We start from the raw sequence: 15,994 nt of genomic DNA on the forward strand, positions 1-15,994 counted from the left end.
GGAAAAGGACGGCCGAGAGCTGCGCGCCCTCGTCCTTGAGCGTGAAGTAGGCGTGGCCCGAGCCGGGCGTGCGCAGGTTCGAGATCTCCCCCTCGACCCACACGCCCGGACATGTCTCCTCGAGCGCCGCCTTGAGCCGCACCGTCAGCTCCGACACCGTAAAAACCCGCCGCTCACCCTCGCTCACAGCCCCCTCACCTCTAGCCCCCTCACCCTACCCTCTCCCCGCTGGGGAGAGGGTTTCATTCGAATGGGCCTCCCGGATTCCCTCTCCCCCTTGGGGAGAGGGCAGGGTGAGGGGGAAGTTCCATTGGCGCCGAGCGCCTCAACGATGCGGAGGAGTACGCCTTCCGTATTTGCCAGGGCCTCGTTGTCCCAGAAGCGAAGGATGCGATACCCTTGGGACTCGATGTACTGCGTACGTACCTGATCTTCACGCAGCCGCAGCGCGTGCTGGCCACCGTCGAGCTCGATAACCAGTTTGCCTTCCGTGCAGCAAAAATCTGCGATGAAGGGACCGATGGGATGCTGGCGGCGGAATCTCGCACCGCAGAGTCGGCGATCACGAAGCCGCGACCACAACTTCCTCTCCGCATCCGTCTGGTCGCGTCGAAGTCGACGCGCGTAGCAACGCAGATGCTCGCGAACCTGCCCCCTCACCCTGCCCTCTCCCCCGATGGGGGAGAGGGGGACTCTGGTGATCCCCACCCCTGCCCCGATGGCCCGTTCCGAACCCCTCTCCCCTTTGGGGAGAGGGTAGGGTGAGGGGCGGAGAGGTGAGGGGCGGAGAGGTGAGGGGCAGAGAGGTGAGGGGCGGAGAGCGGTCACGAGACACCCAGTTGGCGCGTGGCCGCGAGGAGGGTGTTCTTCATGAGCATGGCCACGGTCATCAGGCCGACGCCGCCCGGCACGGGGGTGATGGCGCGCGCCCGCTTCGAGGCGGAGTCGAAATCCACGTCGCCGGCGAGCTTGCCGGTGTCGAGGCGGTTGACGCCGACGTCGATGACGACGGCGCCCTCCTTCACCATGTCGCCGGTGATGAATCGCGGCCTGCCGGCGGCCACGCAGAGGACGTCGGCGCGGCGGCAGTGCTCGGCGAGGTCGCGCGTGCGCGTATGGCACATGGTCACCGTCGCATTGCGCGCGAGCAGCAGCTGGGCCAGCGGCTTGCCGACAAGACGCGAGCGCCCGACCACGACGGCCTCGGCGCCCTCGAGCGGAATGCCGTAATGATCCAGGATCTCGATGCAGCCGGCGGGCGTGCACGGGACCATGGAGGGCTTGCCCGCCAGCAGGTTGCCCAGGCTCATTGGGTGCAGACCGTCGGCGTCCTTGGCGGGGGCGATGGCATTGACGGCTTCGTTCTCGTCCAGCCCCTTGGGCAGCGGCAGCTGGAGGAGGATGCCGTGGACGGACGGATCCGCGTTGATCTTCCGGATCGTCTCGGACAGCTCCGCCTGGGAGCAGCCGGCGGGGAAGAGGAAGTCGCGCGAGGCGATACCGACGTCGTCGGCCGCGCGCTTCTTGTTGCGAACGTAGATCTGCGACGCGGGGTCTTCGCCGACCAGGATGACCGCGAGCGTCGGCTGGACGCCGGTCCTGGCTGTGAGGGCGGCGACGCCGGCCTTGACCTCGGCCAGGACCTTCGCCGCGACCGCCTTGCCCTCGAGGATCTGCACCGGCCTTAGTCGGGGAGAGGGACGCGCAGCCGCTCGATGGACAGCCCCCGGCCCGTGTCGGGGTCGATCCGGATCACGACGCCGTGGAGGGCGACGGGGCCCTTGGCGGGCTCGAAGCGATTCGGCATCTGCGAGAGGAAGCGCTGGAGCGCCAGGTCCTTGTCCACGCCGATGACGGAGTCGGTCGGGCCCGTCATGCCGAGGTCGGTGATGTAGGCGGTGCCCTTCGGCAGCACGCGCTCGTCCGCGGTCTGCACGTGCCGGTGCGTGCCGACCACGGCGCTGACCCGCCCGTCGAGATACCAGCCCATGGCCTGCGACTCGCTCGTCGCCTCCGCGTGCATGTCCACGAGGATCACCGGCGTGTCCTTGCGGAGCTCGGCCACGAGCTCGTCGGCCTTCTGGAACGGGCAGTCGATCGGCAGCATGAACACCCGTCCCATCAGGTTCAGCACCGCGACCTTGTGCGGGCCGGCTTTGACGGTGACGTGGCCGACACCCGGGGTGCCAACAGGGAAGTTCGCCGGGCGGAGCAGGAGGTTCTCCTTGGCGATGTACTCGATGATCTCCTTCTTGTCCCAGATGTGGTTGCCGGAGGTCATCACGTCCACGCCGTGCTCGAGGAACGTCCGCGCGATCAACGGCGTGACCCCGAAGCCGGCCGCGGCATTCTCCACGTTGACGACGGCCAGGTCGGCCTCGTACTGCTTGCGGAGGCGCGGGAGGAGCGCGTGCACAGCCTTGCGCCCCGGCTCTCCGAAGACGTCGCCGACGCAGAGGATGGTGAGCGGCTTGGCCAAGGGTCTATCTGGTCCTGGGGGGGAGCGGCGCCGCTCCTCCCCCAGACCCCCCCACCGCATTGAGCATCCGCGTCGCCGCCAGAGTCATCCTCCTTGGGCGCTTCACTTCGCCACTTCCACCGCGCGCGTCTCGCGGATGACGATGACCTTGATGTGGCCGGGGTACTGCATCTCGGCCTCGATGCGCTTGGAGATGTCCTTGGCCAGCTGGTGGGCGTCGAGGTCGGAGATCTGTTCGGACTTGGTCATGACGCGGAGCTCGCGCCCGGCCTGGATCGCGTAGCACATCTCCACGCCCTTGTAGGACATGGCGATCTCCTCAAGCTTGGCCAGGCGCTTGATGTAGCTCTCGAGGACGTCACGGCGCGCGCCGGGCCGGGCCGCGGAGATGCCGTCGGCCGCCTCGGTCAGCACCGCCTCGATGGTCTCGGGCTCGACGTTCTCGTGGCCGCAGAGCGCGGCGTTGATGATCTGCGGCGACTCGCCGTACTTGGTCAGCACCTGCAGGCTGAGCTCCGGGTGGCTGCCCTCCTGCTCGTGCGTGAGCGCCTTGCCGATGTCGTGGAGCAGCCCCATGCGCTTGGCCAGCTTGACGTCGGCCTTGATCTCGGCCGCCATCATGCCCGCGAGCCAGGCGACTTCTTTCGAGTGCTGGAGGCAGTTCTGCCCGTAGGAGGTCCGGTACTTCATGCGCCCCACGAGCTTGACGAGCTCGGGGTGCAGGCCGTGGACGCCCACCTCGAAGCAGGCCTTCTCGCCCTCTTCCTTGAGCTGCTCCTCCATCTCCTTCTTGACCTTCTCGACGACCTCCTCGATGCGCGCTGGATGAATCCGCCCGTCGGCGATCAGCTTCTGGAGCGCCAGCTTCGCGATCTCCCGGCGATACGGGTCGTAGGCGGAGATGAGGACGGCCTCAGGCGTGTCGTCGACGATCAGGTCCACGCCCGTGTGCAGCTCGAGCGCGCGAATGTTTCGCCCCTCGCGGCCGATGATGCGCCCCTTCATGTCGTCCGACGGCAGGTTCACGATGGACACCGAGGTCTCGACCGTGTAGTCGGGCGCCAGCCGCTGGATCGTCGTGGCCAGGACTTCCCTCGCCTTGACCTGGGCGGTCTCCTTCGCCTCTTCCTCGAGCCGCATGCCGAGGAGCTGGGCCTCGCGGCGGCACTCGACCTCGACCTGGGCCATGAGCTGCCGCTTGGCCTCTTCCGCGGTGAGACCGGCGATGCCCTCGAGCTTCCTCCGCTGGTCATCGAGCGCGGAATTCAGCTGCGCCTCTTTCGTGGCAATGCCCTTGTCCCTTTCGCCCAGCGCGCGATCGCGGGACTGCATCTCGCTCTCGCGCCGGCCGAGCTGGTCGAGCTGACGGGCCAGCTGCTCTTCCTGCTGGACCACGCGGCGCTCGACCTCCTGGATCTCTTTCTGGCGCGCGCGCGTCTCCTGCTCGAGCTCGCTACGCGCCTTGAGCGCCGTCTCCTTGGCCTCGAGCTCGACGGCGCGGATGCGGGCCTCGCCCTCGCGGAACTTGACTTCGGCCTCCGCGCGCGCCTGCTCCACGGCGCGCTGGGCGTCGTCGAGGATGCGCTTGGCGCGAGTCTCGGCGTCGCCGAGGGTACGGGCGATGGCGAGCTTGTGCGCCATGTAGCCGACGAAGAGTGCCAGGAGGGCGACGAGCGGAACCAGGACGATCAGAACAAGCTTGACGTCCATTGCTATCTCCAACCGGGGACAGCCCCGGATTTAATAAGGACGATCAGGACCTTCGCGACAGCGAAAAATCATCGGAAGTATAAGCTCTTTGCGGAAGGAAAGTCAACGAAGGAGGCGCCCCGCCTCTGCCGTGTGCCGACGGTGTTTCGAACCTGGCAAGCCAGGTGGGCGCCAAAATGGAGGGCTTCAGGCTTCCCCTCGTGTGAGGGGCATGCGCACCACCCTCTTGAGCGGCGTCCTCATGTGTATCGAGGTTGAAACTCCCCCCCGACATCACAAACAGCGCAGGGCTTCCCCTGTGTACCCCCCTTGCCTCAGGCAAGTCAAGCGATACCTACCGTTGGCCCTTGGCGGGGACGATCGCCTCCAGCAGGTCCACCATCGCGCCGATGCGCTTGGGCAGGTCGCCCTCGAACGTGGACAGCTCCTCGCGGGCACGGAACAGCTCGTCGGCGATATACAGGCCCGCCAGCGCCAGCGCCTTGACCGGGTCCTGGCCACGCATCTGTCCTTCCACGCTCTTGACGCGTTTCTCGACGTAGGCCGCAAGGTCGCGGACGTACTTCGGATCGGCCTCGCTCCTGATCGTGTACTTCTGCCCGAGGATCTCGACCTCGACCCGCTGCATCTCGCTCATAGGTCGAGCTTCTCCATTTCCTTGAGCATGGCGTTGACCTGCGACAGCGTCTCCTTGCGCTCCTGGCGCAGGCGCTGAAGCTCGGCGCGGTCGGCGTCGCCCGCCCCCGCCCTGGACGCGAGAGTGTCGCGCTCCTTGCGGAGCGTCGCGATGACCTCCGCCGCGCGCCTGACGGCCTTCTCGAGCTCCTCCAGTCGCTCCCCGAGCGGCTCGGTCATGACACCCCCCTGATCTCGGCCGCGAAGCGGCGGCCGACCTCGGCGACGATCTTGGCGTGGAGATCATTGACTTCCTTGTCGGTGAGCGTGCGGTCGGCCGCCTGGAAGGTCAGGCTCCAGGCGAGGCTCCGCTTGCCGGCGCCGACCTGGCCGCCCTCGTAGACGTCGAAGAGCGTGATCCGCGACAGGAGCGGCAGCTTCATCGCGCGGATCGCGGCCTCGACCTGCCCCGCCGTCACCTCGGCCTGGACGACGACGGCGAGGTCCCGCTGGACGGCCGGGAAGCGCGGCAGCGGCTCGTAGCGGATCTCGCGACGCGGCAGGGCGAGCAGCGCGGTCAGCGACACTTCGGCGAGGAAGATGGGCGCCGGCAGGTCGAAGGCCTCGCGCACGTGGAGCGCGACCTCGCCGAACCAGCCGATCTCGCGGCCGCCGGCGGTGAGCGCCGCAGCGCGGCCCTCCTCAAGGTAGCGCGGGCCCTTGCCGGGCGCATACGGCGTGACGCCCGCCTCGCCCACTCCCGCGGCGCCCACGACCAGCTCGGCGGCGCCCTTCGCGTCGTAGACGTCCGCGCGCTCACGGCCCGCGTGCCAGGCGCGGGTCGCGCGCTGCCCCGTCATCACCACAGCGACCCAGAGCTCTTCGTGGGCGGGACAATCTCCGTCTTCATCCCGATGGGGAGCGAAGGTCTGGCCGATCTCGAACACGCGCACGTCGGGAATCTGGCGGCTGCCGTTGAGCGCGACCACCTCGAGGAGCCCCGGGGCCAACGACGGGCGCAGGACGGAGCGCTCGACGGAGATCGGGTTCTGGAGCGCGATCAGGGCCTCGGGCGCGCTCCAACCCATCGCCGCGAGGCGCCCGGGATCGACGAAGGCATACGTGACGGCCTGGTAGAGGCCCGCCGCGGTCAGCGCGGCCGTCACGCCGCGAGAGAGCGTGAGATCGGCGGGGCGCGTCACGGGCTGGAGCTGGCTGCCCCTCGACAGCGTCGAGGGGATCTTGTCGTAGCCCCAGACGCGGATGATCTCCTCGACCAGGTCGTCCTCCTGGGCAATGTCGCGCCGGAAGCTCGGCACCACCACCTGGAGCGCGATCCCCGAGTCGTCCACGGCGAAGCCCAGCCCCTGAAGGATCTTCACGACGTCTTCGTGAGTCGGGCAGGCGCCGATGAGCCGCTCGATGCGCGAGCGGCGAAGCGCGATGCGCGGGCGGGGCTTCGGCCCCGGGTAGACATCGACGACGCCCTTGGCGACGGTGCCGCCGCCGAGGTCGGCCATGAGCTGGGCGGCGCGGTCGAGGGCCTCGCGGAGCCCTTCGATGTCGGCGCCGCGCTCGAAGCGGTACGCGGCATCGGTGTGCAGGCCGAGCGCGCGCGCCGTCCGGCGGACGGAGCCGGGGTTGAAGTAGGCGCTCTCGAGCAGCACCGTCGTCGTGGCCGCCGTCACTTCCGTGTTGCCGCCGCCCATGACGCCGCCGATGGCAACGGCGCGCTCGGGATCGCAGATCATCAACATGTCGGGCTCGAGCGCTCTGTCCTGCCCGTCGAGCGTCCGGAGCCGCTCGCCCGGCCGCGCCCGCCGCACCACGATCGCGTGCTGGGAGATGGTGGCGTAGTCGAAGGCGTGGAGCGGCTGGCCCAGCTCCCAGAGGACGTAGTTGGTCACGTCCACGAGGTTGTTGATGGGGCGCAGGCCCACCGCGCGGAGCCGCTGGGCGAGCCACGGCGGCGAAGGCTTGACCGTGAGGCCGGTGATGACGCGCGCCGCGTAGCGCGGGCAGAGGTCGGGGTCGAGGATCTCGACCGTCGCGAGCGAGCCGGCCTCGGTCTCCCCTTCCTTGACCGCGATCTGCGGGAAGCGGAAGGGCGCGCCCGTGAGCGCCGCGACTTCCCGCGCGACGCCGACGATGCTGAGCGCGTCAGGGCGGTTCGGCGTGATTTCGATCTCGAGGATGGCATCGTCGAGGCCCAGGTACTGGATGAGCGGGGCGCCGAGCGGCGCGTCGGCGGGCAGCTCGAGGATGCCCGAGCCGTCCTGGCCGATGCCGAGCTCCAGCTCGGAACAGAGCATCCCGTCGGAGACCGTGCCGCGGATCTTCGCGGCCTTGATGGCGCGTCCACCGGGAAAAGCGGCGCTGGCCGGCAGCGTCGCCCCCGGAGGGGCGAAAGCCGTGCGCAGGCCGGGCGCGGCATTGGGCGCGCCGCAGATCACCGAGAATTTCTTGTCGGGCAGCGCGACCCGGCAGAGGCGATTGTGGTGGCCGGCGGGTGTGACGCCCAGGTCTTTCTCGATCGCCTCGATCTCACCGACGACCACGCCCGAGAGCCCCTCGACGAGCGGCGAGACGGAGGGCACCTCGATGCCGGCGTTGACCAGGCGGTCGGCGATCGCGGCGGGCGGGAGGTCCGTCTCGACGAACTCGAGCAGCCAGCGGTGGGAGATCCTCACGGGGCGAACTGTCCGAGGAAGCGCATGTCGTTCTCGAAGAAGAGGCGGATGTCGTCGATCCCGTACTTCAGCATGGCCACCCGCTCGACGCCCATGCCGAAGGCCCAGCCCGTCACCTGCTCGGTGTCATAGCCCACATTGCGCAGCACGTTGGGATGCACCATGCCCGAGCCAAGGATCTCGAGCCAGCCCGACTGCGAGCAGACGCGGCACCCGGCGCCCGCGCAGGCGAAGCAGCGGACGTCCGCCTCCGCCGAGGGCTCCGTGAACGGGAAGAAGGACGGGCGGAAGCGAATAGCGGCGCCCGGGCCGAACATCTCGCGGGCGAAGAGCTCGAGCGTGCCCTTGAGATCGCCCATGGAGATATTGGCGTCCACCGCCAGGCCCTCCACCTGGTGGAACATCGGGGAATGCGTGTTGTCGGCGTCACGGCGGTACGTTTTGCCCGGGCAGATGACGCGCACCGGTGGCGGCTGCGCCTTCATGGTCCGGATCTGCACCGGCGAGGTGTGCGTGCGGAGCAGCGTGTCCGCCGACAGGTGGAAGGTGTCCTGCATGTCGCGCGCGGGGTGGTCGTCGGGGAAGTTGAGCGCCGCGAAGTTGTAGTAGTCGCTCTCGACCTCGGGCCCCTCGGCCACGGAGAATCCGAGCCCCTCGAAGATCCCGATGATCTCGTCCTGGACGCGGATGATCGGGTGCACGGCGCCCGGCCGTGTAGCGCGCCCAGGCAGCGTCAGGTCCACGCGCCGGGAGGCGAGCAACTGGCGGTGCTCCTCGGGCTTGAGCGCCTCGAGCCTGGCGGCGAGCCCCTCCTCGATCCGCTCCTTGGCGCGGTTGGCCTCCTGGCCGACCCGCGGGCGCTCGGCGGCGGCGATCTTGCCGAGCCCGCGCAGAAGCGCCGTCAGCTCGCCGGAGCGCCCGAGCACGCGGACGCGCAGCTGCTCGAGGGCGGACGTGGATCGGGCCCCGGCGACATCCGCCAGGGCCCGGTCGAGGATTTCCTGGACCCGCGGGTCCCCTGCCACCCTGCTCAGCCCCGCTGGGCGGCGACGATCGACGCGAGCTTCGCGAAGGCGGGCGGATCCGAGACGGCGAGCTCGGCCAGGATCTTGCGGTCGAGCGTGATGCCGGCCTTCTTGAGCCCGGCCATGAAGACCGAGTAGGAGAGACCCACCTGCCGGCACGCGGCGTTGACGCGGATGATCCAGAGTGCGCGCGCGCGGCGCTTCTTCTGCTTGCGGCCCTTGTAGGCGAAGGCCCCGGCGCGGAGCACCGTCTCGGCGGCCGTGCGGTAGAGCTTGCGGCGCCCGCCGAAATAACCCTTGGCCTGCTTGAGCACCTTCTTCCTGCGCTGGCGGGTCTTGGACCCGCCCTTTGCCCGTGGCATGTAAGTGTCTCCTTCCTGCTCTTATAGGTACGGGACGAGCCGCTTGAGTCTCGGCACGTCCGCTTTAGCGATCAACCTCGGCCCGCGAAGCTTGCGCCGCCGCTTGGGGCTCTTGGCTTCCAAGAGGTGCCGCTTCCATCCGCTCCTGCCCATGAGCTTGCCGGTCCCCGTCACCTTGAGGCGCTTGGCCGCGGCCTGCTTCGTCTTCATCTTCGGCATAATGAGCCTTTCCTCCCTATCCCCCTCGCCCCTCTGGGGAGAGGGCAGGGTGAGGGGGTCTTAGTGTGGCTTCGGCGACAGGATCATGGAGAGCATGCGCCCTTCCATCCGAGGGTGGCTCTCGATGATCGCCATGTCGGCCATGATCTCCGTCATCTTGTTCAGCATCTTCCACCCAAGCTCCGTATGGGCCATCTCGCGTCCCTTGAAGCGCACGGTCACCTTGGCCTTGTTGCCTTCTTCAAGGAAGCGCCTCACGTGCTTCGCCTTGAAATCGAAATCGTGAGTGTCCGTCTTGGGCCCGAGCTTGACCTCCTTCACCTGGATCGTCGTCTGCTTCTTCCGCGCGTCCTTCTGGCGGCGCGCCTGCATGTACTTGTACTTCCCGAAGTCCATGATCCGGCACACGGGGGGCGCCGCCTCGGCCGCCACCTCGACGAGATCCATCTCCCCCTGCCGCGCCAGCTCCAGCGCCTGCGCGATGGGCAGAACCCCCAGCTGCTCGCCGTCGGCGCTGACCACGCGGACCTCCCGAACGCGAATGCCCTCGTTGATGCGGATCTCCTTGGACTGTATGGGCGTGGCTCCTAGCTGCGGGCGGCGCTCAACCTGAGCGGCCCACGGTGAGGGTGGCGGAACGGCCGCCGATCTCGGCGGCCAACGCGGCAAGGATCTCGTTCATGGGCAACACGGCCGACTGGTCGCTGCCGCGGGGACGCAGGCTCGCCGTGTCCTGCTGCGCCTCGCGCTCACCGACCACCAGCGTGTAGGGCACCTTGTGCACCTGCGCCTCGCGGATGCGGTAGCCGAGCTTCTCGTTGCGGTCGTCGAGGTGAGCGCGGATCCGGGCCGCGCGCAGCCGCGCGTACACGGCCTTGGCGTACTCGGCGTGCTTCTCGCTCACGGGCAGGACGCGCGCCTGCACGGGCGCGAGCCACGTCGGGAAGGCGCCGGCGAAGTGCTCGGTCAGGATGGCGATGAAGCGCTCGTAGGAGCCGAAGATGGCGCGGTGGATCACCACCGGCCGCTTGGGCTGGCCGTCGGTGTCGATGTACTCGCACCCCATGCGCTCGGGCAGCATCGTCAAATCCACCTGGATCGTGGCGAGCTGCCACTGCCGCGCCAGCGTGTCCTCGACGTCGATATCGATCTTCGGCCCGTAGAAGGCCCCACCTCCCTTGTCCTGGTCGTAGGCGAGACCGTTCGCGCGCAGCGCCTCGTAGAGGCCGTCCTCGGCCTGGTCCCACTGCTGCTCCGTGCCGAGCTTGTCGGCCGGACGCGTCGAGAGACGGTACGACGGCCGGAGACCGAAGGTCCCGTACCACTCGCGCACGAGGTCCAGCAGGTCCGTGATCTCCGCCTGGAGCTGGTCCGGGCGGCAATAAATGTGCGCGTCGTCCTGGGTGAACTGCCGCACGCGGATCAGGCCCGTGAGCGTGCCCGAGCGCTCGTTGCGGTGGCAGCGGCCCATCTCGGAGTACCGGATCGGCAGGTCGCGGTACGACCGCACCGTCCGACGGTACACGTACGTCGACTCGGGGCAGTTCATCGGCTTCAGGCTGAAGGTCTCGTCCTCGACCTCGACCTTGAACATGTTGTCCTGGTAGTGGTCCCAGTGTCCCGATTGCTCCCACAGCTTCTTGTTCACGAGCATCGGCGTCGAGATCTCCTGGTAGCCCCGGGCATCCAGGGACTCGCGCGCGAACTTCTCCAGCTCGCGGACCAGGACCATCCCGCCCGGCAGCCAGAAGGCGGCGCCCGGCGAGATGTCGTGGAACTCGAAGAGGTCGAGCTCGCGTCCGAGCTTGCGGTGGTCGCGTTTCTTGGCCTCTTCGAGCCGCCAGAGGTACTGGTCCAGCTCTTCCTTGGTCAGCCACGCGGTGCCGTAGATCCGCTGGAGCATCGGGTTCTTCTCGCTCCCACGCCAGTAGGCGCCCGAAGACGAGAGGAGCTTGAAGAACCGGATCGCCCCGGTCGAGGCCACGTGCGGCCCGCGGCAGAGGTCCACGAAGTCGCCCTGGCGGTAGAACGAGACGGTGGGCGCGTCGATGCCGTGCAGGATCTCGACCTTGAAGGGCTCGCCGCGCTCCTCGAAGAAGCGGATCGCCTTGTCGCGCGCCATCTCCTCGCGAGCGAAGGGCAGGTCCTGCTTCGCCAGCTCGCGCATCCTGGCTTCGATGCGCTCGAGGTCCTCGGGCGTGAAGGGCGCGGGCTTCGCGAAATCATAGTAAAAGCCGTCCTCGATGGCCGGGCCGATGGCGACCTTGACCTCGGGGAAGATCTGCGTGACGGCCTGGGCCATCAGGTGCGCCGTCGAGTGGCGGAGAGTCGGCAGCGGCTCCGGGGCGCAGTCCGCCTCCCCAGCGAGCTTGAGGTGCCGATCCTCTTCGGAATTGATCATGTCTGTGCCTTGCGTCCAGTTAGTGAAGACAAAAAAGCATCACGGGGATTGCGCCCGGTGATGCTTCGCACTCCCTCAACCACACACGTGCTGCCTGTTCCCGACGATGTGCACTCCTCAACGACTGGTGGAGTAAATGGTAGGCTCGGGCGGTGTCGAACCGCCGACCTCTACCGTGTCAAGGTAGCGCTCTCCCGCTGAGCTACGAGCCTACGCCGAAAAGTACAAACGAGACTACAGGATAGCCGACACGGCTGTCAAGAGGACCTGCCTCGCTCCGGGGCCTCAACGGAGATAGTTGTTGATGAGGCCGGAGCCGAGGATGTGGTAGCGGAAGCTGCCGTTGATGGGCAGGCCGCCCTTGGAGATCGCGTCCGGCACGGGCGGGAAGGGCGAGGCCAGCTGGACGGCGCGCATGGCATAGTCGTCGAGGATCTCGGTGCCGGAGGAGCGACGCTTCTCGATGAACTGAAGCTCCCCGCTCTTCGCGATGCCGAACTCGATCTGCAGCTCGCCCTCGATACCGCGGCTGGCTGCCTCGGGCGGGTAGATCCACTTGCTCTTGATCCGCTCGCGGACCTGGTTGAAGTAGTCCTGGAACTTCGGCTCCGGCGTGTCGAGCGGGATTGGCTCGCCCTCGATGCCTCCCCGGCCGCCCTTGAGCCCTCCTCCCCCTCCCCGGCGGAACATCGCCGCCGCGGGCGGAGGCTGCGGCGGCGCCGAGGCGACGCGCGGATCGGCGGCCGGCGCGAGAGGCTGAGGCTGCGCCGCGGGCGGTTGTGGCGCCGCCTTCGCGCTCTGACTTTGGTCGGGAACGGGGGTCGGCGGAGTCGCCTTGGGCGCGGGGCCGGGATCGGCGGACTTGGGCGCCGCGGGCGGCGCTTTGGGCGCGGCCTTGGGAGCTTCCGCGACTCTGGGAGCCGCGGGCGCTGGCGGAGCCGACGCGGCCTTGGGAGCAGGCGGCGTTGGAGGCGCGGCCTGTCGCGGCGGCTCGGGCGCGTTGGGGCCGACCGGCCGCGAGGGATTGCCGAGCGGGGCCGTCTCTTTCGGCTTGTCGGGTGCAATGTCCACGAGGATCGCCTCGCCGCGCTTGGCGATAATCTTCCGCTGCTCGATGTCGCCGCCCACGATCAGCCCCACGCCGATGAGGATGTGGAAGAGCACCGATACGATGACCGTGACAACCAGATACCGGTTGGTCCGGTCCTCGGGCAAGTATTTCAGACACCACTCCCACACGCCGCGCATACGCAGTCAGTATAAGCCACCGGGGCCGTTGGCCGTCGCCACAGGACGGTAGGGAGCCGGGGGCCGGGGGGCCCGGGGGATGCCCCCCGAACCCCCGTGCAGTTGGGGGTGACGGGGGCGCCCCCGGGCCCCCCGGCCCCCGGCTCCCGGCGACTACAAGCTGCGCCCGACGGCCTCCGCGACGGGACGAAGCTCGCGCATGAGCTGGGCGAACTTCGCGGGCTTGAGGGACTGCGGCCCGTCGGAGAGCGCCTCCTCGGGCTTCGGATGCACCTCAATGATGAGCCCGTCGGCGCCGCAGGCGACCGCCCCCTTGGCCATCGGCGCGACCAGGTCCCAGTGCCCCGTGCCGTGCGACGGATCCACGAAGACCGGCAGGTGGGAGAGCTTCTTCAGCACCGGCACCGCGTTCAGATCGAGCGTGAAGCGCGTCGAGGTCTCGAACGTGCGGATGCCGCGCTCGCACAAGATGACGTTCGGGTTGCCCGCGGCCAGGATGTACTCGGCCGAGAGCAGGAACTCCTGGATGCTGGTCGCCATGCCGCGCTTGAGCAGGACCGGCTTGCCCATCTCCCCTACCCGCCGCAGCAGCGTGAAGTTCTGGATGTTGCGCGCGCCGATCTGCAGGATGTCCGTGTACTGGGCCACCATCTCGACGCTCTCCGTCTCGAGCACCTCGGTCACGACCGGCAGCCCCGTACGCTTGCGCGCCTCCGCCAGGTACTTGAGCCCCTGCTCCTTGAGCCCCTGGAACGCGTACGGCGAGGTCCGCGGCTTGAACGCGCCGCCGCGGAGGATCTTCGCGCCCGACTCCTTGACGCGGTCGGCGACTTCGAGCACCTGGGCCTCCGACTCGACCGAGCACGGCCCGGCCATGACGACGACGGCCTTGCCGCCGATGACCACGCCGTTGACCCGTACCTCGGTGGGCTCCTGCCGGACTTCACGGCTCGCGAGCTTGAAAGGCTGCTGGACGGGCATGACCGACTCGACCGTCTCGACCGCCTCGAGCAGGCGGAGATCGGGCCGCCCCCGCTCTTCTCCGACCGCCGCGACAATGGTCTTGAACTCGCCGCGAATGATGTGCGGCGCGTAGCCCATCTCGGTCACGCGACGGCAGACGTCGTCGATCTCCGCGTCTCCGACACCCGACTTCAGGATAATGATCACAGCGACCTCCCCAGCACCTGGGCCAACGGCCGAAGTTCGGCCATCAGCTTGGCGAAGCGGTCCGGCTTGAGCGACTGCGGCCCATCCGAGAGCGCTTCGGCCGGATTGTTGTGCACCTCGATGATGAGCCCGTCGGCCCCGGCGGCCAAGCCCGCCTTGGCCATGGCGGACACGTACTCCCAGTGGCCTGTACCATGCGAGGGATCCACCAGCACCGGGAGATGAGAGAGCTTCTTGACCACGGGGATGGCGTTGAGATCGAGCGTGTAGCGTGTCGAGGTCTCGAAGGTCCGGATGCCGCGCTCGCAGAGAATGACGTTGGGGTTGCCGCCGGCCAGCACGTACTCGGCCGAGAGCAGCCACTCCTGGATCGAGGTCGACATGCCGCGCTTCAACAGCACGGGCTTGCCGCACTCGGCGACGCGCTTGAGGAGCGAGAAGTTCTGCACGTTGCGCGCGCCGATCTGGAGAATGTCGGCGTGCTGCGCCACCACGTCCACCTTGTCGGGCTCCATGACCTCCGTCACGACGGGCAGGCCGGTCGCCTTGCTCGCCTCGCTCAGGAGCTTCAGCCCCTCCTCCTCGAGCCCCTGGAAGGCGTAGGGCGAGGTCCGCGGCTTGAACGCCCCGCCGCGGAGAACCTGGGCGCCGCCCGCCTTGACGCCTTCGGCGATGGCCATGAGCTGCGGCCGCGACTCGACGGAGCAGGGCCCGGCCATGACGACCAGCTGCGTGCCGCCGATGGGCACGCCGTGGACCTTGAACTGGGTCGCGTCGGGGTGCGCCTCGCGGCTCGCCAGCTTGAAAGGCTGTAGGATCCGCACCACGCTCTCCACGCAGTCGAGCGACTGCAGCGCGAGCAGCTGCTCCTTGGCGCGGTCGTCGCCGACCACGCCGACGATGGTGCGGACGTCCCCGCGTGAGAGATGGGTCTTGAAGCCCATGTCCCGCACGCGGCGCGACACGTCCTCGATGTCCGCGTCGCTCGATCCCGGCTTCAGCACGATGATCATGTCCGTCTCTCCTGTCTCGAAATGGAAAACGCCGCGGGTCCGTAACCCGCGGCGTCTGGTGTCTGTCTTCGCCACGGGCCGGCGGTAGGTCCGCCCCGTGGCTCCTCGGTTCAGCTCATGGGAGCCAGCGGGCAGACGTGGGGAAAGTAAAAATACCGCCACCAGCCCTGCGCGGTACCGCTTCCCGTCTGATTCACCGGCTCACAACCTCCCATGGAGAAAGTGCCGCCGACTGTACCCCTGTCTGCCGGACCCTGTCAAGTCTTGTCGGGACCGCCTCAGGAGCCCGCTCCGCGCCGCCGACGGTGCTTGCGCCGCTTCTTGCCCTGCTTGCCGTCCTGATCCTTCGCGTTCTCCCCGTCCTGCGCCTCGTCATCCTGGGTCCGCCCCTCGAACCACGCCATGATGCGGTGGCGATAATAGTAGGCCGGCACGGCGAGAGCGGCGACGGCGGCCGTCAGGAGGGCTACCTCTATATAGTGCCCCGTGGCGGTCTTGGCCCCCTGGGCCGACAGGACCCAGGTGCCGGGGATGCGGCCGAGCGTCGAGACCACGGCGAAGACCCAGAAGGGCATGGGAGACAGCCCGAAGAGATAGCAGGCGATGTCCTTGGGCAGCCCCGGGATGAGGTAGATGATGAAGCAGAGAATCGTGCCCTCAGCCTCCACAATGAACCCGAGCTTGTTCCAGGTCTCCTCGCTGACGAGGTGCCTCACGTAGGCGTCGCCCAGCCACCGGCCGAGCGCGAACGCCAGGAGCGAGCCCCCCGTGAGCCCGATCGTCGAGTAGATGAGCCCCAGCCACTGACCGAAGACGAAACCGCCGAGAATGCCGGTCACCTCGCCGGGGACGGGCGCGAGGACGACCTGCAAGGACTGGATCAGGATGAAGATGACGGGCGCCGCCGCTCCCCACTCAACCAGCTTCTCCTTCATGTACTGGTTGTCGTGGAACAGGCGGTAGCAGAAGCGGTAGGCGGGCGCGTCCGTCCAGACGATCCACGCGAAGAACGCGCACACACCGAGGGTGACTGCCAGCGCCAGCGCCCACCGCGTGCGGGTG

17 protein-coding genes, 1 tRNA gene and 1 other RNA gene are annotated in these 15,994 nt (G+C 68.3%); all 19 read right to left on the minus strand.

From position 1 onward, the window contains the following. On the minus strand, positions 1-187 hold a 187-nt coding region (locus Q7W02_16185; protein ID MDO8477703.1), incomplete at its 3' end, for an exodeoxyribonuclease VII large subunit. Continuing rightward, entirely contained in the window at positions 184-660 is a 477-nt protein-coding gene (locus Q7W02_16190) for a DUF559 domain-containing protein (GenBank protein ID MDO8477704.1), read from the minus strand. The genes Q7W02_16190 and Q7W02_16185, both read right to left, overlap by 4 nt. A gap of 164 nt (positions 661-824) precedes the next feature. Next, complete coding sequence (gene folD, locus Q7W02_16195) at positions 825-1,679, minus strand: bifunctional methylenetetrahydrofolate dehydrogenase/methenyltetrahydrofolate cyclohydrolase FolD (GenBank protein ID MDO8477705.1); 855 nt, start codon at positions 1,677-1,679, stop codon at positions 825-827. 5 nt (positions 1,680-1,684) lie between these two features. Further along, the gene (locus tag Q7W02_16200) at positions 1,685-2,479 is read right to left on the minus strand and encodes a TIGR00282 family metallophosphoesterase (protein ID MDO8477706.1); all 795 of its coding nucleotides are present in this window, start codon (positions 2,477-2,479) and stop codon (positions 1,685-1,687) included. A 102-nt stretch (positions 2,480-2,581) separates the two neighbouring features. Next, positions 2,582-4,189: a ribonuclease Y gene (gene rny, locus Q7W02_16205; protein ID MDO8477707.1), complete on the minus strand. Its 1,608-nt coding sequence runs from the start codon at positions 4,187-4,189 to the stop codon at positions 2,582-2,584. A gap of 112 nt (positions 4,190-4,301) precedes the next feature. Further along, a non-coding RNA gene (gene ssrS, locus Q7W02_16210) (6S RNA) lies at positions 4,302-4,483 on the minus strand. A gap of 40 nt (positions 4,484-4,523) precedes the next feature. Beyond that, on the minus strand, positions 4,524-4,826 hold the full coding sequence (locus Q7W02_16215; GenBank protein MDO8477708.1) for a cell division protein ZapA: 303 nt from the start codon (positions 4,824-4,826) through the stop codon (positions 4,524-4,526). Beyond that, entirely contained in the window at positions 4,823-5,044 is a 222-nt protein-coding gene (locus Q7W02_16220) for a hypothetical protein (protein MDO8477709.1), read from the minus strand. Before Q7W02_16220 ends, Q7W02_16215 begins: the two co-directional genes overlap by 4 nt. After that, positions 5,041-7,494, minus strand: coding sequence for a phenylalanine--tRNA ligase subunit beta (pheT, locus tag Q7W02_16225; GenBank protein MDO8477710.1), 2,454 nt, complete (start codon positions 7,492-7,494; stop codon positions 5,041-5,043). The genes Q7W02_16220 and pheT overlap by 4 nt, the downstream gene beginning before the upstream one ends. Further along, positions 7,491-8,519 (minus strand): phenylalanine--tRNA ligase subunit alpha, encoded by a 1,029-nt coding sequence (gene pheS, locus Q7W02_16230; GenBank protein MDO8477711.1) that lies wholly within the window; start codon positions 8,517-8,519, stop codon positions 7,491-7,493. The genes pheT and pheS overlap by 4 nt, the downstream gene beginning before the upstream one ends. A gap of 5 nt (positions 8,520-8,524) precedes the next feature. Further along, positions 8,525-8,881 carry a 50S ribosomal protein L20 gene (gene rplT / locus Q7W02_16235; protein MDO8477712.1) on the minus strand — a complete coding sequence of 119 codons (357 nt, stop codon included), beginning with the start codon at positions 8,879-8,881 and terminating at the stop codon, positions 8,525-8,527. 21 nt (positions 8,882-8,902) lie between these two features. Beyond that, a complete protein-coding gene (gene rpmI / locus Q7W02_16240) occupies positions 8,903-9,100 on the minus strand; it encodes a 50S ribosomal protein L35 (GenBank protein MDO8477713.1) in 198 nt (65 codons plus the stop codon). Positions 9,101-9,160: 60 nt separating this feature from the next. Further along, positions 9,161-9,622 (minus strand): translation initiation factor IF-3, encoded by a 462-nt coding sequence (gene infC / locus Q7W02_16245; GenBank protein ID MDO8477714.1) that lies wholly within the window; start codon positions 9,620-9,622, stop codon positions 9,161-9,163. An 82-nt stretch (positions 9,623-9,704) separates the two neighbouring features. Further along, positions 9,705-11,501 carry a threonine--tRNA ligase gene (gene thrS, locus Q7W02_16250; GenBank protein MDO8477715.1) on the minus strand — a complete coding sequence of 599 codons (1,797 nt, stop codon included), beginning with the start codon at positions 11,499-11,501 and terminating at the stop codon, positions 9,705-9,707. A gap of 137 nt (positions 11,502-11,638) precedes the next feature. Continuing rightward, positions 11,639-11,713: transfer RNA gene (locus Q7W02_16255), tRNA-Val, on the minus strand. A 73-nt stretch (positions 11,714-11,786) separates the two neighbouring features. Next, a complete protein-coding gene (locus tag Q7W02_16260; protein ID MDO8477716.1) occupies positions 11,787-12,749 on the minus strand; it encodes an energy transducer TonB in 963 nt (320 codons plus the stop codon). A 153-nt stretch (positions 12,750-12,902) separates the two neighbouring features. Beyond that, positions 12,903-13,919 carry a 3-deoxy-7-phosphoheptulonate synthase gene (aroF, locus tag Q7W02_16265; GenBank protein ID MDO8477717.1) on the minus strand — a complete coding sequence of 339 codons (1,017 nt, stop codon included), beginning with the start codon at positions 13,917-13,919 and terminating at the stop codon, positions 12,903-12,905. Continuing rightward, positions 13,916-14,932, minus strand: a complete 1,017-nt coding sequence (gene aroF, locus Q7W02_16270; protein ID MDO8477718.1) for a 3-deoxy-7-phosphoheptulonate synthase — start codon at positions 14,930-14,932, stop codon at positions 13,916-13,918. Before aroF (Q7W02_16270) ends, aroF (Q7W02_16265) begins: the two co-directional genes overlap by 4 nt. 278 nt (positions 14,933-15,210) lie before the next feature. Beyond that, positions 15,211-15,951 (minus strand): TVP38/TMEM64 family protein, encoded by a 741-nt coding sequence (locus Q7W02_16275; GenBank protein MDO8477719.1) that lies wholly within the window; start codon positions 15,949-15,951, stop codon positions 15,211-15,213. Positions 15,952-15,994 lie beyond the last annotated feature (43 nt).

It is taken from the genome of Candidatus Rokuibacteriota bacterium (assembly GCA_030647435.1).
In the GTDB taxonomy this organism is placed as follows: domain Bacteria; phylum Methylomirabilota; class Methylomirabilia; order Rokubacteriales; family CSP1-6; genus AR37.